The following is a 22207-nucleotide window of genomic DNA, read 5'->3' on the forward strand; positions in this document are numbered from 1 at the left end:
GCCCGAAAGGCTCTGCGAGGCCGGTCTTTTCGTTCCGTCATATGGCTCATGTGCGAGGCGGGCAAGCAGATGCCGCACTTGACGCTGGAAACAGGTACATCAGACCATGCTCGGAAAAATCGCGCGTAAGGTATTCGGCTCCCCGAATGACCGTAAGATCAAAGCGGTCCGCCCGCTGGTGGAAAAGATCAACGCGCTGGAGCCGGAGTTCGCAGCGCTCGACGACGCCGGGCTGATCGCCAAGACACAAGAATTCAGAGAGCGGATCGAAAAAGGCGAGCGGCTGGATGATCTCCTGCCGGAGGCCTTTGCCAACTGCCGTGAGGGCGCCCGCCGCGCCTTGGGCCTGCGCGCCTTTGACGTGCAGTTGATGGGTGGCATCTTTCTGCATCAGGGCAACATCGCCGAGATGAAGACCGGCGAAGGCAAGACACTGGTCGCGACCTTCCCGGCCTACCTGAACGCGCTGACCGGCAAAGGCGTGCATATCGTCACGGTGAACGACTACCTCGCCAAGCGTGACGCCGAGTGGATGAGCAACGTCTACGGCGCGCTCGGTCTGACGACAGGCGTGATCTACCCGCGCCAGCCCGATGATGAAAAGCAGCAGGCCTATGCCTGCGACATCACCTATGCCACCAACAATGAGCTGGGCTTTGACTATCTGCGCGACAACATGAAGTCCGAGCTGAACCAGATTTTCCAGCGCGATCACTTTTTCGCCGTCGTCGACGAGGTCGATTCGATCCTGATCGACGAAGCGCGGACACCACTGATCATCTCTGGCCCGTCGCAGGACCGGTCGGAACTGTATGTCGCCGTCGACAAGCTGATCCCGTCCCTGACCGAAGAGCACTATACCGTCGACGAAAAGACCCGGAACGTGTCCTTTACCGATGAAGGCAACGAATTTCTGGAAGAACAGTTGCAGGGCCGCGGCCTGCTGGAAGAGGGGCAGAGCCTCTACGATCCGGAAAGCACCACCATCGTCCATCACGTCAATCAGGCGATCCGGGCGCACAAGCTGTTCACGCGGGACAAGGACTACATCGTCCGCGACAGCGAGGTTGTGCTGATCGACGAATTCACCGGCCGCATGATGGCGGGCCGCCGCCTGTCGGACGGTCTGCATCAGGCGATCGAAGCCAAAGAGGGCTGTGACATCCAGCCCGAAAACGTGACGCTGGCCAGCGTGACCTTCCAGAACTATTTCCGCCTGTATGACAGGCTGTCGGGCATGACCGGCACCGCCGCCACCGAGGCCGAGGAATTCGGTGAGATCTACGGCCTGGGTGTGGTCGAAGTGCCGACAAACGTACCGATTTCGCGGATCGACGACGACGACGCGGTCTATCGCACCGGCGCCGAGAAATACGCCGCCATCGTTACTGAAATCCACAAGGCACACGAAAAGGGCCAGCCGGTTCTTGTCGGCACCACCTCTATCGAAAAGTCCGAGATGCTGAGCCAGATGCTCACGCAGGCGGGGCTCAAGCACAACGTCCTGAACGCGCGCCAGCACGAACAGGAGGCGCAGATCATCGCTGACGCGGGCAAGTTGGGCGCGGTGACCATCGCCACCAACATGGCCGGTCGCGGCACCGACATCAAACTGGGCGGCAATGTCGAGTTCAAGGTGATGGAGGCCATCACCGCCAATCCCGACCGCCACCCCGATGAGATCCGTTCGGAGATCGAAGAGCAGCACAAGAGCGACGAGCAGGCGGTAAAGGACGCTGGCGGCCTGTTTGTTCTGGCCACCGAGCGCCACGAAAGCCGCCGCATCGACAACCAGTTGCGCGGCCGGTCCGGCCGTCAGGGGGACCCCGGTCGGTCGTCCTTCTTCCTCAGCCTCGAAGACGACCTTATGCGCATCTTCGGCTCTGAGCGGCTGGAAAAGGTGCTGTCCAGCCTTGGGATGAAAGAGGGAGAGGCCATCGTCCACCCTTGGGTGAACAAGTCGCTGGAACGCGCGCAGGCCAAGGTCGAAGGCCGCAACTTTGACATCCGCAAACAGCTGTTGAAATTCGACGACGTGATGAACGACCAGCGCAAGGTGATCTTTAGCCAGCGCCGCGAGATCATGGAATCGAAGGACGTCAGCGAAATCACCACCGATATGCGCCATGAGGTGATCGACGATTTGGTCGATGCCTACGCGCCGCCCAAGGCCTATGCCGACCAGTGGGACATGCCGGGGCTCTATGCCGCAGCGATGGAAAAGCTGGACCTCGACCTGCCGATCATCGGCTGGGCCGATGAGGATGGCGTGGATCAGGACGTGCTGCGCGAACGGCTTGCTGAGGCCAGCGACAAGTTGATGGACGAAAAGACCGAGGCCTTTGGCCCCAACACTATGCGCCAGATCGAAAAGCAGGTGCTGTTGCAGGCCATTGACGGCAAGTGGCGCGACCACCTGCTGACGCTGGAACACCTGCGGTCGGTCGTGGGCTTTCGCGGCTACGCCCAGCGTGATCCGCTGAACGAATACAAGAACGAATCCTTCCAACTGTTCGAGAACATGCTCGACAGCCTGCGGGAGACTGTGACCGAACAGCTCAGCAGGGTCCGCCCGATGTCCGAAGAGGAACAAAAGGCGATGGTCGAGCAAATGCGCCGTCAGCAGGAAGAAATGCAGCGCAACTTGCAACAGGCCGCCGCCGCTCCCGCTCCGGCGGGGGAGACGGTTGCCCCAGAGAGCGTCGCCGCCGAAGGGTTCGACGAAAACGATCCGGAAACTTGGGGCAATCCCGGTCGCAACGACTCTTGCCCCTGCGGGTCCGGCAAGAAATTCAAGCATTGCCACGGTCGGCTCAGCTGACCTCGTCGCGATGAACCGCGTACAGAATAGCGCGACGCAAGCCCAGTGGCCTGCGTCGCTTTTTGCGTATCCCCGCCGCGGATTGGCCCAAATGACTCCCCGGATGCGCCCCACGCGCGCCATGTTTCCTGTGCAGATTACGACCCAAGCTTTTCGCAACAGGAGTCCGTCATGGCCCGGCTAACCAGCTACATTCTCGGAAGCGCGACGCTGGTCTGCGCGCTTGGGACCGGCTACGTCATGCAGTACGGGTTTGGCCTGCCGCAATCGAATGCGCGCCCGGCGGCGGACGTCCAGCTAGAGATTTCGTCGATCACGCCAACCTCCTCGGCCTTGGTGGTCCCGCTGCTTCCGACCGATCAGCCGATGGCAGACCCCCTGCCCGACGCGCCGGTCGAGGTCAAAGCCGCCTTTGAAACCGATGTGCCAGAGACGCAACTGCCCGAATCCCCGGAGGAAACCGGCTTTGCCTGCGACATCACCATGACCGCAGAACCAATTGCAGGGGCCATGGTCGACCTGGCGCTGTCTGCCCCCTGCCACGCCAGCGAGCGGGTGACGCTGCACCATCAAGGCATGATGTTCAGCGACGTGATGCAACCCGACGGCACGCTGTCGATCGACATTCCGGCGCTTGCCGAACAGGCGATCTTTATCGCCTCTTTCGCGGGCGGCGACGGTGCGATGGCGACAACAGAGGTCAGTTCACTGCCGTTCTACGACCGCGTGGCGGTCCAGTGGAAAGGCGAGGCGGGTCTGCAACTGCACGCACGCGAATTTTCGGCCGAGTATTTCACCCAAGGCCACATCTGGGCCGCAAGCGCAGGCAACCTGACCGCCGCCGCAAAGGGCGAAGGCGGGTTCCTGACCCGTCTCGGCCAGATGGACGCCCCCGAGGCACTTGTCGTCGAAGTCTATTCTTTCCCCTCAGGAACCGCACGGCGCAGCGGCGAGGTGCTGCTTTCGGTCGAGGCCGAGGTGACGGCCAAGAACTGCGGCGCGGCTGTTGAGGCGCAGACGCTGCAAATCCTCAGCGGCGGCCCCCTGCGCACCCATGATCTGACACTGGATATGCCAGCCTGCGACGCGGTCGGTGACTTTCTGGTGTTGAAAAACCTCGTCGAAGACCTGACTATCGCTGCAAGATAAAAAGCGGTGACGGGGACTTCATGTGGAATGGGCGTGCGGCGGTTTTCGCCGCACTTTTCTTTGCGGTGCAGGCCGGTTTCGCCTTTGCACAGGACATCACGCTGAAATCGCGTGACGGAACGATCTCGCTCAGCGGGACGCTTCTGGGGTTCGACGGCGAATTCTACCGCATCGAAACGCGGTTCGGCGAATTGACGGTGGACGGCTCTGGCGTGTCCTGCAGCGGCGTCGGCTGCCCCTCGCTGACAGGTTATGTCGCGCGCGTGACCATCTCGGGGTCCGCCACGCTGGGCCGCATCCTGATGCCCGCGCTGATCGAGGGCTTTGCCCTGCGCAACGGACTGGAAGCCAAGCGCACCACCGGCCCCAATGGCGACCCGGTCTACGCCCTGCGCGAACTTGGTGGCGGGCCGCTGGTGGGCGAATTCACCTTTCACGTCTCCAACACCGACAAGGGCTTTGCCGATCTGGTCGCCGACGAGGCGGATATTGTCATGGCCCTGCGCGAAATCCGCGCTGACGAAGTGACCGCCGCCAAAAACGCCGGGTTAGGTGACCTGACGCAGCCCAACCGCTCGCGGGTTCTGGCGCTGGACGCCATGGTGCCCATCGTGTCCTCCCACAACCCCGTCGGGACGCTGTCAATCGTCCAGCTGGTCGACATCCTGTCCGGGCGCATCGACAACTGGAAGGCGCTTGGCGGTCCAGATGCGCCAATCACCGTGCATCTGCGCGACGAGGGCTCTGGCGTGGTGCAGGGGTTGCAGGACCGCCTGCTGCGCCCCTCGGGGCGCACGCTGGTTGATGGCGCGCTGCGGCATGACAGCAACCCCGATCTCATTCGCGCGGTGGCTCATGATCCTTTCGGGCTGGGCATGGCGAGCTATTCAGAGATCGGAAACACCAAACCGTTGGTGATGACGGGCCCTTGCGGGTTCCGGCTGCGCGCGGCGCGGCGCAGCATCAAGACCGAAGATTACCCGCTGACCGCGCCGATGTTCCTCTATGTCCCGGCGCGGCGACTGCCCAGGCTGGCGCGCGAGTTTTTGACCTACACCCACAGCCCGCCCGCGCAGATCGTGATCCGCCGAGCCGGTTTCGTCGATCAATCGCCCGAAGAGATCGCCGTGGACCTGCAGGGGGACCGGCTGACCAACGCGGTGGCCGTCGCCGAAGGGCCAGAGGGGTTGGCGGCGTTGCAGGGCATGGTCAAGGCGCTGGCCCCAATGCGACGCCTGACCGTGACCTTCCGGTTCGAGGCGGGCTCTGCCCGGCTGGATGCGCAGTCCCGGTCAAACGTTCTGGCTCTGGCGCGGGCGATGGAGGCGGGGATCTACGACGGGCGGCGGCTGGTGTTTATCGGGTTCTCCGATGGGGTTGGACCTGCGTCAACCAACCTCGATATCGCTGACCGGCGGGCCGAGGCCGTGCGCGCCGCGGTGGAGACCGCCGCCGAAACCGCCGATCTGGACCGGATCGACATCGCTGTCGAGGCCTTTGGCGAGGCACTGCCGATGGCCTGCGATGACAGCGCATGGGGCCGACAGGTGAACCGCCGGGTCGAGGTCTGGGTGCAGTAACCGCCTACAGCAGACCTTCGGAGCGGAAACTGAGTTCCTGAGATTTTCCGATGACAAGGTGGTCATGCAGGGTGATCCCCAAGGCATCCGCCGCCATTTGGATCTGCGCCGTCATGTCGATATCCGCCTGACTGGGCGTCGGATCTCCCGAAGGGTGATTGTGCACGAGGATAATCGCAGAGGCGTTCAGTTCCAGCGCACGTTTGACCACCTCACGCGGGTAGACCGGCACATGATCGACCGTGCCGCGCGCCTGCGCCTCATCGGCGATCAGCACGTTCTTGCGATCCAGAAACAGGATGCGAAACTGTTCGGTGTCGCGGTGCGCCATGGTGGTCTGGCAATAGTCCAGCAATGCGTCCCAACTGCTAAGCACTTGTTTGCCCAGAATGCGACTTTGCGCCAGCCGGTGCGCGGCGGCCTCGATGATCTTGAGTTCGGTCAGAACCGCGTCCCCGACGCCTTTGACCTCACGCAGTCTATGCGGCGGAGCAGAGAGCACGCCGTTGAAGTCCCCGAAGGTTTCCAGCAGGTGGCGCGCCAGCGGTTTGACGTCGCGCCGCGGGATGGCCCGGAACAGCACCAGTTCCAGCATTTCGTAATCCGGCAGGGCATCCGCCCCGCCGATCAGGAACCGTTCACGCAGGCGCGCGCGGTGGTCACGAATGTAGGATGGCAGTTTTTCCGCGCCCGACACAGCAGGGCGCGCCGCCTCATCAAGATCGAAGAGGGCGGCTTGTGAGTCGGAAAAATGCGGGCCACGTGTCATGGTGACATCGTGGCCCGTCATGGTGAACAGCAGGTTAACGTGGGATCGGACGCATGGCCCGCGGCACCGCCCGTGGACTGACCAAAACCTTCGCTGGAGGTTTTGCCCGCGCCGAAGGGGCGCGGGTTCGTCAATTGCCTTCGGCCCGGGGCTCCGCCCGTGAATGAACCAAAACCTCCGCTGGAGGTTTTGCCCGCGCCGAAGAGGCGCGGGTTCGTCAATTCACCCCTTCATCGAGTCCCAGAAGCTTTTGACCGAGCGGAAAAAGCTCGAACTTTCCGGGTTGTTGTCCTCGGCCAGCGATTCGAACTCACGCAGGAGTTCCTTTTGCTTGGAGGTCAGGTTGACCGGCGTTTCGACCGCCAGCTCGATGAACATGTCACCCGTCGCTCCGCCACGCAGCGCGGGCATGCCCTTGTTGCGCAGGCGCATCTGGCGGCCCGACTGGCTGCCCGAGGGGATCTTGACCCGGCTGCGGCCGCCGTCGATTGTCGGCACCTCGATGTCACCCCCCAGCGCCGCAACGGTCATCGAGACCGGCACACGGCAGTGCAACTCCGCGCCGTCGCGCTCAAAGATCTTATGCGGCTCGACCTCGATAAAGATATACAGATCGCCCGGAGGCCCGCCGCGCATCCCTGCCTCACCCTCACCGGCAAGCCGGATGCGAGTGCCCGTCTCGACACCTGCGGGGATGTTAACCGACAGGGCGCGTTCCTTCTGCACACGGCCCGCGCCGCTGCAGACGTTACAGGGGTTCTTGATGATCTGACCAAGGCCCGAACAGGTCGGGCAGGTCCGTTCCACCGTAAAGAAACCCTGTGTCGCGCGCACCTTGCCCAGCCCGGAACAGGTGGGACAGGTTGTGGGCTCTGCCCCGCCTTCCGCGCCAGATCCGTGACACTCATCGCATTGAATCGAGGTCGGCACCTTGATGGTCTTTTGCAGACCGTTAAAGGCATCCTCCAGCGAGACGCGCAGGTTATACCGCAGGTCAGCCCCGCGCGCGGCGCGCTGACGTCCACCCTGCCGTCCGCCCATGAAATCGCCGAACAGATCGTCGAACACATCGGAAAAGGCGCTGGCGAAGTCGCCATTGCCGCCCATGCCCCCGCCGCCGGGACGCGGACCACCGCCCATGCCACCCTCAAAGGCGGCATGGCCAAAGCGGTCATAGGCCGCCTTCTTTTCAGCGTCTTTCAGAACCTCATAGGCTTCGTTCACTTCTTTGAACTGCGCTTCCGCCTCTGGCTTGTCAGCGTTCCGGTCGGGGTGCAGTTCTTTGGCTTTCGCGCGATAGGCTTTCTTGAGCTCATCCGCCGAGGCGCCGCGCGAGAGGCCGAGCACTTCATAAAAGTCACGTTTGGACATGGCTGTCCTCCTCATTGCGGAACGTCAAAGGCCGGCCCGGTGTCCGGACCGGCCCCAGATTGGTTCCGAGGGCGATGGCCTCAGGCCCGCTTGTTGTCGTCGAGATCCTCAAAGTCCGCGTCGACGATGTCATCGTCGCCCGCCGGACCCGAAGATGCATCGGCCCCATGCGGTTCGTCGCTGCCTTCGTCGGCCTGCGCCTTGTAGATCGCCTCGCCCAGCTTCATCGCGGCTTCGGTCACGTTCTGGATGCCACCCTTGAGCTTGTCAGCGGACACATCGTCCTTTTCAAGGTCGTCACGCAGCGCGGCCAAGGCCAGTTCGATCGCCTCGACGGTCGACGGATCGACCTTCTCGCCATGCTCTTCGATCGATTTCTCGGTCGAGTGGATGAGGCTTTCGGCTTGGTTCTTGGCCTCGACAAGTTCCTTGCGGGCCTTGTCGCCTTCGGCGTTCTCTTCCGCCTCTTTGACCATGCGGTCGATGTCGTCGTCCGTCAAACCACCCGAAGCCTGGATCGTGATCTGCTGTTCCTTGCCGGTTGCCTTGTCCTTGGCGCCAACCGACACGATGCCGTTGGCGTCGATGTCAAAGGTCACTTCGATCTGCGGCATGCCGCGCGGCGAGGGCGGGATGTCCTCAAGGTTGAACTGGCCCAACATCTTGTTGTCGGCAGCCATCTCACGCTCACCCTGGAAGACGCGGATCGTCACGGCCGACTGGTTGTCCTCGGCAGTCGAAAAGACCTGGGACTTCTTGGTCGGGATCGTGGTGTTCCGGTCGATCAGGCGGGTGAACACGCCACCCAGCGTTTCGATACCCAGTGACAGCGGGGTCACGTCCAGCAGCACGACGTCTTTGACGTCACCCTGAAGAACACCGGCCTGAATGGCCGCACCCATGGCAACCACTTCGTCCGGGTTCACACCCTTGTGCGGCTCCTTGCCAAAGAACTTGGTCACTTCTTCCATGACCTTCGGCATCCGGGTCTGACCACCGACAAGGACAACCTCGTCGATCTCATCCTTGGAGATACCGGCATCCTTGAGCGCAGCCTGACACGGCTTGATCGAGGCCTTGATCAGGTCGCCGACAAGGCTTTCCAGTTTGGCGCGGGTCAGTTTCATGACCATGTGCAGCGGCTGACCGTTTGCACCCATCGAGATGAACGGCTGGTTGATTTCCGTCTGGGTTGCGCTCGACAGTTCGATCTTGGCCTTTTCCGCAGCTTCCTTGAGGCGCTGCAGGGCCATCTTGTCCTTGGTCAGGTCAACCGAATGCTCTTTTTTGAACTCGGTCGCCAGATAGTTGACGATCCGCATGTCAAAGTCTTCACCACCCAGAAAGGTGTCGCCGTTGGTCGATTTGACCTCAAACAGACCATCGTCGATCTCAAGGATGGTCACGTCGAATGTACCGCCGCCAAGGTCATAGACCGCGATGGTTTTGGCTTCTTTCTTGTCGAGGCCATAGGCTAGCGCAGCGGCTGTCGGCTCGTTGATGATGCGCAGCACCTCAAGACCGGCGATCTTGCCGGCATCTTTGGTGGCCTGACGCTGGGCGTCGTTGAAGTAGGCAGGAACGGTGATGACCGCCTGCGTCACTTCCTCACCAAGATAGCTCTCGGCGGTTTCTTTCATCTTTTGCAGCGTGAAGGCAGAGACCTGCGAGGGCGAGTATTTCTCACCACGGATCTCGACCCATGCGTCACCGTTGCCGCCATCGACGATCTTGTAAGGAACGATGTCCTTATCCTTGGTGACTTCGCCGTCGGTCACGCGGCGACCGATCAGGCGTTTGACCGCAAAGACGGTATTTTCGGGGTTGGTCACAGCCTGACGCTTGGCCGGCTGGCCTACCAGTCGCTCATCTTCGGTGAAGGCGACAATGGATGGGGTGGTGCGAGCACCTTCGGCGTTTTCGATCACGCGTGCCTGGCTGCCGTCCATGATGGCGACGCAGGAGTTCGTCGTGCCGAGGTCAATACCGATCACTTTTCCCATGTTTCGATCCCTTTCATTCTCAAGGCGATATCACGAGGCAACAGACCCGTTACGGCATCCAGCCCCGAAGGATTGTCGCTGGGCACTCCGCAAAGGGCGTGCCCGGCGTTCGGAGGACATATAAGGAGGGGTCCTTGAGGCTGCAAGCGTCGTGATGGCGGCAATTCTCGGGTTTTCTGTCTCTGGCCGCTTGGCATCTACAGGGCAATCCTTGACAACCGCCTTATGACCGCACCGATCACGCAAAAAGGCTTTGTCATCCACCCCGGCTTTCTGGACCGCGCGGCGCAGGAGGCACTGGTGGTGCGGCTGCGCGAGGTGCTGGCCACAGCGCCGCTGTTCATACCGCGCACAAGACGCGGGCCGATGTCGGTGCGGATGAGCGCGGCGGGCAAGTATGGCTGGATCAGCGACGCACGCGGCTATCGCTATGACACGCAGCACCCGGACGGGACGCCATGGCCGCCGATCCCCGACGAGGTGTCAGCGATCTGGCAGGCCGTGTCGGGCTGCGCCCGCGCGCCCGAGTGCTGTCTGATCAACTGGTACGGCGCCGATGCCCGCATGGGCCTGCACCGCGATGAGGACGAGGCTGACCTGTCCTGCCCGGTGGTGTCTGTGTCGCTGGGCGATGACGGGTTGTTCCGCATGGGCAATATCGCGCGCAGCGGGCGGACGGAATCGATCTGGCTGAAATCCGGTGACGTGGTGGTTATGGGGGGTACTGCGCGGCTGGCGCATCACGGCGTCGACCGAATCCGGTTCGGATCATCGACATTGCTGCCAAATGGCGGGCGTATTAACCTGACACTGCGGGTGGTGACTTGAGACAAAGGCCGTTTCAATGCGGCTTGGCCGCCACCGCCCCCGTGCGTTATTCCGACAATTCGCAACACCCGGACAACACATATCCCTCTGGCCCGGTTACGATGACCGTCGCGTCAAACCCGTATTCATTGTCGGACATGCCGTTGTCGCAGTAACTCCGGACCACCACCACTGACAGATCACGGGCACCGTCCGCCCCCTGCAAAACCCATTTCTCCAGCGGATTATATGCCCGCTGCAAGAGTCCAACGGTAAAGATGTCGCCAATCTCATAATTGACAGGCGTCTTGACCGTGGCGCTCTGGCCTTGCCGGATGTCGATGTCCCAGAACGGCTCTGTCCCGCCACAGATCAGTCGCGGCACATTGCCGATGTCGCCATCCACACGCGGCGCAAGATACCGCATCGAGGTCCAGCCCGCAGCTTCGGGGACATTGACCAGACCCCAGTTGCCTTCGACCCGGATCACCTCGACCGCGCGGGCGTCATAGGCCAGTTCCCCGACAATCGGATGACTGGCCCCCGGACCCGCGCGCACATTCAGCACGTCGTTTGAGGCCACGCCTGCAACATCGTGCAGGCGCGGATACTCGCTTTGGGCTGCGGCGGCGGTGCCAAGCAGCAGCAGAACACACAAACAGCGCAACACCCCCACCACTCCGATCACTTCATGTCGAGAGAGCAGCAGCCGGTGTAGACCTGCGTGTCATACCCGCCGATCACCACGGAGCCGGAAAAGCCAAAGACATAATCCGACATTCCGTCCGAGCATTGCGTGTGGTTCAGCACCAGCGTGACGTTTTCACCCAGTTTGCTGCCCAGCAGCGCATGTGGCGCGTCGCGGCTGATCGCGGTCGCCAGTTCGCCCACCTTGAACGCCTTGTCGTCATCGTCGGGGCGGGTGAATGTCAGGTTTTCGCCCACCACGGTCGCGCTCCAGAACGGTTCTGTCCCAAAGCATTTGAACTGATACCCGGTGGGCAGTTCGGTGCCCTCTTGCCGTTCCATCGACTCCAGCGGAACCCAGCCGGACAGGCCCTCAACGTTCACCCGGCCCCAGCCGTCATCCTCTTCGACGACCTCCACATGTTTGGCGTCGAATCCCAGCGCGCCGATCACGGTGCCGTTTTCTGTGGGGCGTGTCCGCATGTTCAGGACATCGCCCTCGTCGACGCCAGTCACATGGTAAAGCGCCGGAAATTCCTGCGCCGAAGCCGCCCCTGCGAGGCAAATAAGCAGTGCTGCAAATTTATTCATTTCACTCTTCTCACTCTTCCCTAAATCCGCCGGAAAACCGCGGGGAGAGCGGGCGCGTCAGCGGCGCGCGCTCCACGAGGCCGAGGCGTGCTTGCGGGTGTAGAACTCACCCATGAGACCAATCATCACCAGAATGATACTCAGATAAAATGCATATTCCCAGTCGGAATTCCGGGGGTTGTAATCCACAAAAGCGTATCCCCGCGACTGGTCGATCGTGTGGAACAGGGGATTCCAGTCAAACATGACCAGCATGGAACTGGGCAGCGTGTTGGCGACGAACATCTTGCCGGAGGCGATCATGTTGGCCCGCTGGTACACGGTCGAGATGATGCTGACAGGCGTCGGAAACCACGGTTTGACCGCCAGAAAGACCAGCCCGATGGCGGCGCCGGAAAACCACGACAGGATGACCATGGCCAGACAGCCGATGGGGTCATGAATGTCCTCCATCACGAAGGGGTTGAAGGCCACATCGTAGACAAACAGAATCGCCACCAGCGACAGGATCTGGATATACAGCGTCGACACCATGGCCGAAATGATGGCGATGGCGGTGTTCATCGGCGCGTGCTGCATCATCGGGCTGGCCGGCCCCTCGGACGAGGACACCGCGCCCAGCGTCTTGGTATGGGTCATGAACAGGAACACGCCGGTCATGATGTAGACCATGAAATCGCCCCGCAGGGCGGCGCTGCGCATCCCGAGGATCTGGAACATGAAATAGAAGGCGAGGACAAAGATGATCGTCTGCAACATGTTCATGAAGATCGCCATGAAGGCGTTGCCATGCGTCTTGCGCACCGAACGGACCGAATTGTGATAAATCAGTTCGAGGATATAGACGAAGGATTCCAGCCGGGACCGGGGTCGAGTAACCTGAAACATGCTGCCTGCTCCGGATGCGTGCCCGCGACAGGCCGCACACTTGCTGTTCTTGTTGTCCGGCACCATAAGGCGCGCGAGCTTTCAAATCAATAAATCCGCGCAGGCCGCGCGTCTTGGAGCGTTGCAATGAATTATTCAGAACTGACCACCGTGATGCGCCGTCTGGCTCTGGAAGCCGGAGAGAAGATCATGGAGATCTACAACTCCGACGATTTCGAGGTCATGGTCAAATCCGACGACAGCCCCGTCACCGTTGCCGATCAGGCCGCCGATGCGCTGATCTCCGAGGGTCTGCGCGCGGCGTTTCCGGATACGGCGCTGGTGACAGAGGAACAGTCCGACAGCCATGACGTGTCTGCCATGACCTTTCTGATCGTCGACCCGCTGGACGGCACCAAGGAATTCATCAAGCGGCGCGGCGATTTCACCGTCAATATCGCGCTGGTCGAGGATGGCGTGCCGACACGCGGCGTCGTCTACGCCCCCGCCAAGGGCCGCATGTTCTACACCGACAGCGTCGGCAAGTCGGTCGAAGAGACCGGCCCATTCGACCTTGAGACGCGCGGAGAAACGACGCCGATCAAAGTCACCGATCCCGACAACGCGGCACTGATGGTCGTGGCGTCGAAATCGCACCGCGATCAGGCCACCGACGATTACATCGCCAAGTATGACGTCAAGGACATGACCAGCGCCGGGTCGTCGCTGAAATTCTGCCTTGTCGCCACCGGCGAGGCCGATCTTTACCCGCGCCTTGGCCGCACGATGGAATGGGACACCGCCGCCGGTCACGCGGTTCTGCATGGCGCGGGCGGTCGCGTGGTGCGCTTTGACGATCACACCGCGCTGGCCTACGGCAAGGAAGGCTTCGCCAACCCCTTCTTCATCGCCTACGCTCCGGGTGTGGATCTGAAAGAGGGTTGAATCCGCCCATGACCACGCCGGTCAGCATCGTCATCGTCAGCCGGGACCGCCCGGCGGCCCTGATGCGATGCCTGACCGGGGTGGCCCAACTGGATTACGCGCCCTTTGAGGTCATCGTTGTCGCCTGCCCCGCAGGTGCCGACGCCACGGCGGCCCGACCCGATGCCGCGCATATCAAGCTGATCCGCTATGATGAGGCCAATATCTCGGCCGCGCGCAACCTTGGCATTGCCGCTGCGGCGGGCGAGGTCGTGGCCCTTATCGACGATGACGCGGTGCCAGAGCCGCTCTGGCTGCGGCACCTGACCGCGCCATTTGCCGACCCGCAGATCGCCTGCGCGGGCGGCTACGTGATTGGACGCAATGGCATTTCCTTCCAGTGGACATCGCGCAGCGTGGACCGGACCGGCGCGGCACATCCGCTGAACCTGACCGGCGATGCGCCAGCGGTTCCGACACCGCCCAAAGGCCACGCCGTCAAAACCGAAGGCACCAACATGGCCGTGCGGCGTGAGGTGCTGGCCGCGCTCGGCGGATTTGACCCAGCGTTCCGCTTTTATCTGGATGAGACCGATCTGAACCTTCGGCTGGCCGCTGCGGGCCATCGCACCGCGCTGGTGCCGCTGGCACAGGTCCATCACGGTTTCGCCGAAAGCATGCGCCGCAACCGCGACCGCAGCCCGCGCGATCTGACGGAAATCGCGGCCTCTCAGATGGTTTTCCTGTGCAAACACTGTCCAGAACCAGACCGCGACACCGCATGGCGCACCTTTGAGGCCGGGCAGCGCGCGCGTTTGTTGCGGTTCCTGCAACGCGGCCCCTTGGACCCGCTGGATGTGGCGCGGCTGATGCGCGGACTGCGACGGGGTGCCAAGGACGGCACCACCCGCGCCTTTGGGGCAACCCCTGCCCTGCCCGCGCCGCAACAGGGCTTTCACCCCTTCCCCGGACGCCCCGACGCCCCGCGCCAGCACATGGCCGGCAGGCCATGGCAGGCCGCCCGCTTGCGCGCCAAGGCCGCGCGGGCCGCGTCGGAAGGTGCCATCGTCAGCCTGTTCCTCTTTGCCCCCACCGCCCGACGCCACCGGGTAGGTTTCACCTCCGAAGGGATATGGCAGCAATCCGGCGGGCTTTTTGGGCAGAGCCTACGGAACGGTCCGGTGATCCGCATGCGGCGCTTTTCTTCTCGCCTCGCATCAGAGATTATGCGAGTGCAGAAAGTGCGCGGTTAGTGCGCCTCTGCGGGTCGCAAACCCGTCACGACGACATATTGGGAACACAACTTTACCTAAGTTTTTTGCCATCCCGTGCGATAAGGCCACCGCAAATGGCGGCCGAACGGGCCAAAAGGCAAGAACAGATGGAGACTTAAATGACAAAGAAGGTCACCAAGGCGATCTTTCCTGTAGCAGGGCTTGGCACCCGTTTTCTTCCGGCCACCAAATCCGTTCCAAAGGAGATCATGACGCTGGTCGATCGCCCATTGGTGCAATACGCAATTGATGAGGCCCGCGCCGCCGGGATTGAGGAATTCATCTTTGTCACCTCGCGCGGCAAAGGCGCGCTTGAGGATTATTTCGACGTCGCCCCACAGCTTGAGGAAGAACTTCGCAGCAAGGGCAAGGATCAACTGCTGGACATTCTGTTGTCGACCAACATGGACAGCGGTGAAATCGCCTATATCCGCCAGCACAAGGCGCTGGGCCTTGGCCACGCCATCTGGTGCGCACGCCGTCTGGTCGGGAATGAACCCTTTGCCGTCATGCTGCCCGACGACGTAATTGCCGCCGAGAAACCCTGCCTTCAGCAGATGGTCGAGGCCTATGAGCAGACCGGCGGCTGCATGGTCGCCGCAATGGAGGTGCCGCAGGATCGTGTCAGCGCCTACGGTGTTCTGGATATCTCAGAGGACATGGGCCAGATGGTCAAGGTCAAGGGCATGGTCGAAAAGCCGCCCGCCGACAAGGCACCGTCCAACCTCGCGGTGATCGGCCGCTACATCCTGACACCCGAGGTATTCAAACACCTAGAAAACCCGCAGACCGGGGCCGGCGGCGAGATCCAGTTGACCGACGCGATCGACAAGGAAATCAACGCCAGCGGCGTCTATGGCTACCGCTTCAACGGCCAGCGGTTCGACTGCGGGTCCAAGGCCGGTTTCCTACAGGCCACCGTGGCCTTCGGTCTGGCCCGCGACGAACTCAAGGACGATCTTGGCGCTTACCTGGATGAACTGGCGATCTCTCGCAAGGCGGTGGAATAAGGGCCGTGTCGCATGTTCTGGTAACGGGCGGGGCTGGCTATATCGGCAGCCACGCCTGCAAGGCGCTGAGGGCGGCGGGCTATACGCCTGTCACCTATGACAACCTTGTCACCGGCTGGCAGGACGCGGTCAAATTCGGCCCCTTCGAACAGGGTGCCCTGTCAGACCGCGCGCGTCTGGATGAGGTCTTTGCCAAATGGCAGCCGGTGGCGGTGATGCATTTCGCCGCCCTCAGTCAGGTCGGCGAGGCGATGGCCAAACCCGGCCTCTACTGGCGCAACAACGTCGAAGGCTCGCTGACCCTGATCGAGTCTGCCTGCGCTGCAGGCTGCCTAAACTTCGTGTTCTCTTCGACCTGCGCCACCTACGGCGAGCATGACAACGTCGTGCTGGACGAAAACACCCCGCAGGAACCGCTGAACGCCTATGGTGCCTCTAAACGCGCGGTGGAAGACATCCTGCGCGACTTCGGCGCATCGCACGGTCTGAAATCGGTGATCTTTCGCTATTTCAACGTCGCGGGCGCCGACCCCGACGGCGAGGTAGGTGAGCATCACCGCCCGGAAACCCACCTGATCCCGGTCATGCTGGAGGCGATTGACGGTAAACGCCCCGGCCTGACCGTACATGGCACCAATTACGACACGCCCGACGGCACCTGCATTCGCGACTATGTGCATGTAATGGATCTGGTGGACGCGCATGTTCTGGGCCTGAAATGGCTTCGGGACTGCAAGGGCAGCCGGGTCTTCAACCTTGGCACCGGGCGCGGCTTTTCCGTGCGCGAGGTGATCGAGGCGGCGGGCCATGTCACCAATATGGCCGTGCCCTGCACCGATGGCCCGCGCCGCGCCGGGGATGCGACCAAACTGGTCTCCGGCTCCAGTCGCGCAAGCGAAGAACTGGGATGGGAGCCGCACCGCTCGACGATGCCGCAGATGATCGCCGATGCATGGCGCTGGCACAATAATGGGCACTACGAGACGTAACCGCCTGTTGGACCTGACCCGGCTGACCAGCCGGGCGGGCCGCCCCCTTACGGGGGTCGACCGTGTCGAATTTGCCTATCTGACTCATATGTTGCGGCACGGGCCGCTGTGGGGGCTGGTGCGAACTTCGCTTGGGTACGTGCTGCTGGACGCCGCAGGCTGCGCCGCGTTTCGGGACAAACTGCTGTCGCAGGACTGGGGTCCGGCGGACCGCCTGTCGCGCATCAAGCGGGGCTTGGACCCGATGCGCGCGCGGGCAGAGGCCGACCTGCGCAGGCTCTGTGTCGCGCGGTGTCTGCCCCTGCGCCTGTCGGCCATGCTGCGCCGCCACCTGCCGCGCGACCTGACCTATGTGAACACCGGCCACACCAACCTGACCGACCGTGTGCTGTCGGCGCTGCGCGGCATCGACGCGCGCATTTCCGTCTTTGTCCACGACACCATCCCGCTGGACATGCCGCAGTTCCAGCGCCCCGGCACGGTCGAACGGTTCCGCCATTTCCTGATGCGAACGGCACAGCACGCCGACCTGATCCTGTGCAACTCGCACCAGACAGAGGCCGATCTTGCGCGCCATCTGGCTGGCGGTCGCCTGCCGTCCACGATCTCGGCCCCCCTTGGCCTTGACCTGATGCAACCGACACAGGCTCCGCAGGGGCCGTGGACCGCCCCCTATTTCGTGACCCTTGGCACCATAGAGCCGCGCAAGAACCATGCCTTGTTGCTGGATCTCTGGGATGACATCCCCGAGACCCACCTGCTGATCTGCGGCAGCCGCGGCTGGGAAAACCACGCCGTCTTTGACCGCCTCGACAGCCGCCCGCCCCGCGTTCATGAACTGCCGGGGCTGGACGACGGGCAGGTCGCCGCGCTCTTGCAGGGGTCCGCCGGATTGCTGTTTCCCAGCCTCGCCGAAGGCTATGGCCTGCCCCCGGTCGAGGCCGCCGCGCTGAATGTGCCGGTTCTGGCAAACGATCTGCCGATTTATCGCGAAGTGTTGGGCGACATTCCCGTTTACGCAAATGTCTCCGACCGCTATCTTTGGCGCAAACAAATCAACCGGATGGCTGCGGATCACCAGACAGGTCAGACCCGCGCGGAACAGGCACCGCGCTTTGCCCCGCCCACATGGGAGGCGCATTTCAAGGTGGTCTTAACCCTGACCTGATAGCCGACACCGGCACAAGGCGTCCATGCGGCGCGGGGCAAGAGGCAAATCTTTGGGCGCATGGCAGGCATACCGTCTCAGGATGCAGCGGAAACGCTGGCGCATCCGCGCGTTCCGCAAGCGGCGTGAATTGCGTCCGGTCGCCAACCGCACCGATTTGATCCGCCCATCGGATATCCTGCTGTTTTCGACCCAACGGAACGAAGGCATCCGCCTGCCCTATTTCCTGCGCTATTACCGCGACATGGGTGTGAGCCACTTTTTCTTTGTCGATAACGACAGCACGGATGGCTCACTCAATTACCTTGCCGACCAGCCCGATGTTTCGGTCTGGACCACGCGGGCCAGCTATAGACGCGCGCGGTTTGGCGTCGACTGGCTGAACTGGCTGCTGATGCAACACGCCCATGGCCATTGGGCACTGACCGTCGACCCGGACGAATTCTTTTTGTACCCGTTCTGCGACACCCGCCCGCTCAGCGCGCTGACCGACTGGCTGGATGCCTCGTCGATCAAATCGTTTTCGGCCATGCTGCTGGACATGTACCCCAAAGGACGGATCGACCTGCATTCCTATCGCGCCGGTCAGGACCCGCTGGAAATCGCCAGCTGGTTCGACGCGGGCAATTATTCGATCCAGCGCAATCCGCAATTCGGCAACCTGTGGATTCAGGGCGGGCCGCGCGCGCGGGTGTTCTTTGCCGACAAGCCCAAGCTTGCCCCGGCCCTGAACAAGGTTCCGCTGGTGAAATGGGACCGCCGCTATGCCTATGTGTCCTCTACCCACAACCTGCTGCCACGCGGGCTGAATCAGGTTTATGACGAATGGGGCGGCGAAAAGGCCAGCGGCATCCTTTTGCACACCAAGTTCCTGTCGACCTTCACCGAAAAAGCCGAAGAAGAACTGAGCCGCAGCCAGCACTATGGGGCCAGCCGCGAATACATCGCCTACGCCGAGGCGGTGAAGGACAACCCGGACCTGTGGTGCAAATGGTCCGAGAAATACATCAACTGGCGCCAGCTTGAGATCCTTGGCCTGATGTCGAAAGGCAACTGGGCATGAGCGTGGGAGTCGTCATGCTGGTCCACACCGCCTTTGACCGCGCCGAACAGGCCGCCCGGCACTGGGCGCAGGGCGGCTGTCCGGTGGTGATCCATGTCGACGCCAAGGTGCCCAAGGACCGTTTCCGGGCCTTCAGACAGGCGCTTGCCGATCTGCCCGATGTGCTGTTTTCCAAACGCCACCGCTGCGAATGGGGGACTTGGGGGCTGGTCGCCGCCAGTCAGGACGCGTCCGAACTGATGCTGGACCGGTTTCCCGATGTGCGCCACGTCTACCTGTCCTCCGGCTCTTGCCTGCCGCTGCGTCCGGTGGCCGAACTGTGCGACTACCTTGCCGACCGCCCACGCACCGACTTCATCGAAAGCGCGACAACTGCCGATGTGCCCTGGACCGTGGGCGGGCTGGATCATGAACGCTTTACCCTGCAATTCCCGTTTTCATGGCGCAAACACCGCTACCTGTTCGATAAATTCGTCGATCTGCAACGCGCCGTTGGCTATGCCCGCCGCATCCCCGCCGGGCTGACGCCGCATATGGGCAGCCAATGGTGGTGCCTGACGCGCCAAACCCTGTCCGCCATTCTCAAAGACCCGGAACGCCCGCGCCACGACCGCTATTTCCGCCATGTCTGGATTCCGGACGAAAGCTATTTCCAGACCCTTGCGCGGCTCTATTCGACCCAGATCGAAAGCCGCTCGCTGACCCTGTCCAAGTTCGACTTTCAGGGCAAACCGCACATCTTCTACGACGATCACCTGCAACTCCTGCGCCGGTCCGATTGTTTTGTCGCGCGCAAGATCTGGCCGCGCGCCAACCGCCTTTATGAGGCGTTCCTGACCGATCCCAACAGCGCCCAGCAGAGACAGGAACCGAACCCGGGCAAGATTGACCGCATCTTTGCCAAGGCGGTGGACCGCCGGACCCGGGGCCGCCCCGGCCTGTACATGCAAAGCCGGTTCCCGCGCCTTGGCTGGGAAAACGGGGTAACGGCAGGAAAATACTCTGTTTTTCAGGGCTTTGCCGATCTGTTTCTTGGGTTTGAGAACTGGCTGGCCAAGTCGACCGGGGCGCAGGTTCACGGCCACCTCTATGCCCCCGACCGGGCCGAATTTGCGGGCCGCGAAGCGGTTGTCGCCGGGGCCTTGTCGGACAATGCGCTGTTGCGCGATGCCAATCCCAAGGCGTTTCTGACAAACCTGCTGTGGAACACGCGCGGTGAGCGCCAGTGCTTTCAATACGGACCATCGGACAACCCCGACGTGCTGCGACACATGACGCTGGACCCCAACGCCCAGATCAGCGTGATCTCGGGCGCTTGGGCGGTGCCGCTCTATCAATCCAAGGCGGACTTCGCGGAAATCCGGGCCGAGGCCGCGCGCCTGCAACGGATAGAGGCCAAGATGCTGGATGAGTTGCGCAGGCCCGACACCAAGGCGCGCATCCGGACATGGACGATGGCCGATTTCATCGAGGCCCCAATGGAGCCGCTGCAAACCCTGATCGACGAGATCGGGCAAAAGAACGCCCGCCGTCTGGCCGAGGCGCCGCGCATGGTGGACCTGACCGGATTTGGCCAGTTCCTTCAGGACCTCAAGAATCAGGGGATGCACCCCTATCTGATGGGCGACTTCCCGGTGGACCCTGTTCCACACAGCCGCCCCGGCACATCCCGAAAACCCTATCTCGTCAGGAAATGATCCCCCATGTCCCAGCGTTTCGATTGTTTCGTGATCTTTGCCGAGATGCGGACCGGGTCGAATTTCCTAGAGGCCAATCTCAACGCCTTTGACGGACTGACCTGCCACGGTGAGGCGTTCAACCCGCATTTCATCGGCTATCCCAACACCGATCATATCCTTGATGTCACGCTGGAAGAGCGTGATCGCAATCCCGCCGCGCTGCTGGAACGCATCCGCACCGGCACGCCAGAGGGGCTGGGCGGGTTTCGCTATTTTCACGACCACGATCCCCGCGTTCTGGAACTGCTGCTGGAAAACCCGCGCACCGCCAAGATCGTGCTGACCCGGAATCCGGTCGACAGCTATGTCAGCAAAAAGATCGCGCAGGCCACCGGCCAGTGGAAACTGACCAACGTCAAGCGGCGCAAGGATGCGCAGGCGCGGTTTGACGCTGCGGAGTTTGAGGCGCATCTGGCTGCCCTTCAGGACTTTCAGGTGACCCTGCTGCGCGCGCTGCAAACCAACGGGCAAACCGCCTTTTACGTCGCTTATGAGGATTTGCAGGACGTCGCCGTCATGAACGGATTGGCGCAATGGCTGGGGATCTCGTCGCGGCTGGACAGCCTGAACACCGCGCTGAAACGGCAGAACCCGCAACCGGCGGCGGAAAAGGTCGAAAACTACGCCGAGATGTCCGCCTCTTTGGCGCGGCTGGATCGGTTCAACCTGTCTCGCACGCCGAATTTTGAACCCCGGCGCGGCCCGGTGGTCCCGACCTATGTCGCCGCACAGGATACCCCGCTGCTGTACATGCCGATCCGGTCGGGACCAGAACGGGCGGTCCGTCAGTGGCTGGCCGCGCTGGACGGCGTCAAGCCGGGCAAGCTGTCTGACAAGTTCACCCAAGGGTCTTTGCGCGGCTGGAAACGTGACCGCCCCGGCCACCGCAGCTTTACCGTGATCCGGCACCCTCTGGCGCGCGCGCATGATGCGTTTTGCTCCAAGATCCTGACCACCGAAAAGGGCAGCTTTCCGGGCATCCGCAAGGTGCTGCGCCGCGCCCACAGCTTTCCCATCCCGGAGGGAGAGCCGGGGGCCGATTATGACGTGAATGCCCACCGCGAGGCTTTCACCGCCTGGCTTTCGTGGGTCCGGGCCAACCTCAACGGCCAGACCGCGCTGCGCGTCGATGGCCACTGGGCCACGCAGGCCCAGTGCCTTGAGGGCATGGCCGAGTTCACCTTGCCCGACATGATCGTCCGCGAGGATGAGATGGAGGCATATCTGCCCGCCCTCGCCCTGCAGGTCGGGCATCAGAACCCGCCCGACCCCGTCGCCGTCCCCAACAGCGCGCCGTTTTCACTGGCGGAGATCTACGACAACCAGATCGAGGCGCTGGGGCGCGAGGCCTATCAGCGCGACTATGTGATGTTCGGCTTCGACGACTGGGCCTGA

General features: G+C 62.3%; 18 protein-coding genes. 12 read left to right on the plus strand and 6 right to left on the minus strand.

What is annotated here, in order from left to right; genetic code table 11:
- Positions 1-106 precede the first annotated feature (106 nt).
- The 3 genes from secA to VOI21_RS02690 all read left to right on the plus strand — a co-directional run bounded on the left by secA (position 107) and on the right by VOI21_RS02690 (position 5550).
- Positions 107-2821, plus strand: coding sequence for a preprotein translocase subunit SecA (secA, locus tag VOI21_RS02680; RefSeq protein ID WP_323767428.1), 2715 nt, complete (start codon positions 107-109; stop codon positions 2819-2821).
- Between the two features lie 171 nt (positions 2822-2992).
- Entirely contained in the window at positions 2993-3970 is a 978-nt protein-coding gene (locus VOI21_RS02685) for a translocase (protein ID WP_323767430.1), read from the plus strand.
- A 20-nt stretch (positions 3971-3990) separates the two neighbouring features.
- Positions 3991-5550 (plus strand): phosphate ABC transporter substrate-binding/OmpA family protein, encoded by a 1560-nt coding sequence (locus tag VOI21_RS02690; protein ID WP_323767432.1) that lies wholly within the window; start codon positions 3991-3993, stop codon positions 5548-5550.
- Between the two features lie 4 nt (positions 5551-5554).
- Here VOI21_RS02690 and radC read toward each other — a convergent pair whose 3' ends face one another.
- The 3 genes from radC to dnaK all read right to left on the minus strand — a co-directional run bounded on the left by radC (position 5555) and on the right by dnaK (position 9693).
- Complete coding sequence (radC, locus tag VOI21_RS02695) at positions 5555-6319, minus strand: RadC family protein (RefSeq protein WP_323767434.1); 765 nt, start codon at positions 6317-6319, stop codon at positions 5555-5557.
- A 222-nt stretch (positions 6320-6541) separates the two neighbouring features.
- Entirely contained in the window at positions 6542-7690 is a 1149-nt protein-coding gene (dnaJ, locus tag VOI21_RS02700; RefSeq protein WP_323767436.1) for a molecular chaperone DnaJ, read from the minus strand.
- An 80-nt stretch (positions 7691-7770) separates the two neighbouring features.
- Positions 7771-9693, minus strand: a complete 1923-nt coding sequence (dnaK, locus tag VOI21_RS02705) for a molecular chaperone DnaK (RefSeq protein ID WP_323767438.1) — start codon at positions 9691-9693, stop codon at positions 7771-7773.
- A gap of 225 nt (positions 9694-9918) precedes the next feature.
- Between dnaK and VOI21_RS02710 the strand changes: the two genes are divergently transcribed.
- A complete protein-coding gene (locus tag VOI21_RS02710) occupies positions 9919-10521 on the plus strand; it encodes an alpha-ketoglutarate-dependent dioxygenase AlkB (RefSeq protein ID WP_323767440.1) in 603 nt (200 codons plus the stop codon).
- 46 nt (positions 10522-10567) lie between these two features.
- Here the strand turns inward: VOI21_RS02710 and VOI21_RS02715 are convergent, their stop codons facing one another.
- The 3 genes from VOI21_RS02715 to VOI21_RS02725 are packed head-to-tail and all read right to left on the minus strand — an operon-like array spanning position 10568 to position 12666.
- Entirely contained in the window at positions 10568-11170 is a 603-nt protein-coding gene (locus VOI21_RS02715; protein WP_323767442.1) for an SH3 domain-containing protein, read from the minus strand.
- A 14-nt stretch (positions 11171-11184) separates the two neighbouring features.
- Positions 11185-11778, minus strand: a complete 594-nt coding sequence (locus VOI21_RS02720) for a COG3650 family protein (RefSeq protein WP_323767444.1) — start codon at positions 11776-11778, stop codon at positions 11185-11187.
- Positions 11779-11835: 57 nt separating this feature from the next.
- On the minus strand, positions 11836-12666 hold the full coding sequence (locus VOI21_RS02725; protein ID WP_323767446.1) for an ABC transporter permease: 831 nt from the start codon (positions 12664-12666) through the stop codon (positions 11836-11838).
- Between the two features lie 126 nt (positions 12667-12792).
- On the opposite strand from VOI21_RS02725, the gene cysQ reads away from it, so the two are divergent.
- The 8 genes from cysQ to VOI21_RS02765 all read left to right on the plus strand — a co-directional run bounded on the left by cysQ (position 12793) and on the right by VOI21_RS02765 (position 22207).
- A complete protein-coding gene (cysQ, locus tag VOI21_RS02730; RefSeq protein ID WP_323767448.1) occupies positions 12793-13590 on the plus strand; it encodes a 3'(2'),5'-bisphosphate nucleotidase CysQ in 798 nt (265 codons plus the stop codon).
- Between the two features lie 8 nt (positions 13591-13598).
- Positions 13599-14822 carry a glycosyltransferase family 2 protein gene (locus VOI21_RS02735; protein ID WP_323767450.1) on the plus strand — a complete coding sequence of 408 codons (1224 nt, stop codon included), beginning with the start codon at positions 13599-13601 and terminating at the stop codon, positions 14820-14822.
- A 140-nt stretch (positions 14823-14962) separates the two neighbouring features.
- On the plus strand, positions 14963-15853 hold the full coding sequence (gene galU / locus VOI21_RS02740; RefSeq protein ID WP_323767451.1) for a UTP--glucose-1-phosphate uridylyltransferase GalU: 891 nt from the start codon (positions 14963-14965) through the stop codon (positions 15851-15853).
- A gap of 5 nt (positions 15854-15858) precedes the next feature.
- On the plus strand, positions 15859-16842 hold the full coding sequence (gene galE / locus VOI21_RS02745; protein ID WP_323767453.1) for a UDP-glucose 4-epimerase GalE: 984 nt from the start codon (positions 15859-15861) through the stop codon (positions 16840-16842).
- Positions 16823-18010 carry a glycosyltransferase family 1 protein gene (locus VOI21_RS02750; protein WP_323767455.1) on the plus strand — a complete coding sequence of 396 codons (1188 nt, stop codon included), beginning with the start codon at positions 16823-16825 and terminating at the stop codon, positions 18008-18010. The genes galE and VOI21_RS02750 overlap by 20 nt, the downstream gene beginning before the upstream one ends.
- A gap of 82 nt (positions 18011-18092) precedes the next feature.
- Positions 18093-19073: a glycosyltransferase family 2 protein gene (locus tag VOI21_RS02755; RefSeq protein WP_323767457.1), complete on the plus strand. Its 981-nt coding sequence runs from the start codon at positions 18093-18095 to the stop codon at positions 19071-19073.
- Entirely contained in the window at positions 19070-20770 is a 1701-nt protein-coding gene (locus tag VOI21_RS02760) for a beta-1,6-N-acetylglucosaminyltransferase (protein WP_323767459.1), read from the plus strand. Before VOI21_RS02755 ends, VOI21_RS02760 begins: the two co-directional genes overlap by 4 nt.
- 6 nt (positions 20771-20776) lie before the next feature.
- A complete protein-coding gene (locus VOI21_RS02765; RefSeq protein ID WP_323767461.1) occupies positions 20777-22207 on the plus strand; it encodes a sulfotransferase family 2 domain-containing protein in 1431 nt (476 codons plus the stop codon).

The sequence above is a fragment of the Antarctobacter sp. genome, assembly GCF_034670325.1.
GTDB lineage: Bacteria > Pseudomonadota > Alphaproteobacteria > Rhodobacterales > Rhodobacteraceae > Antarctobacter.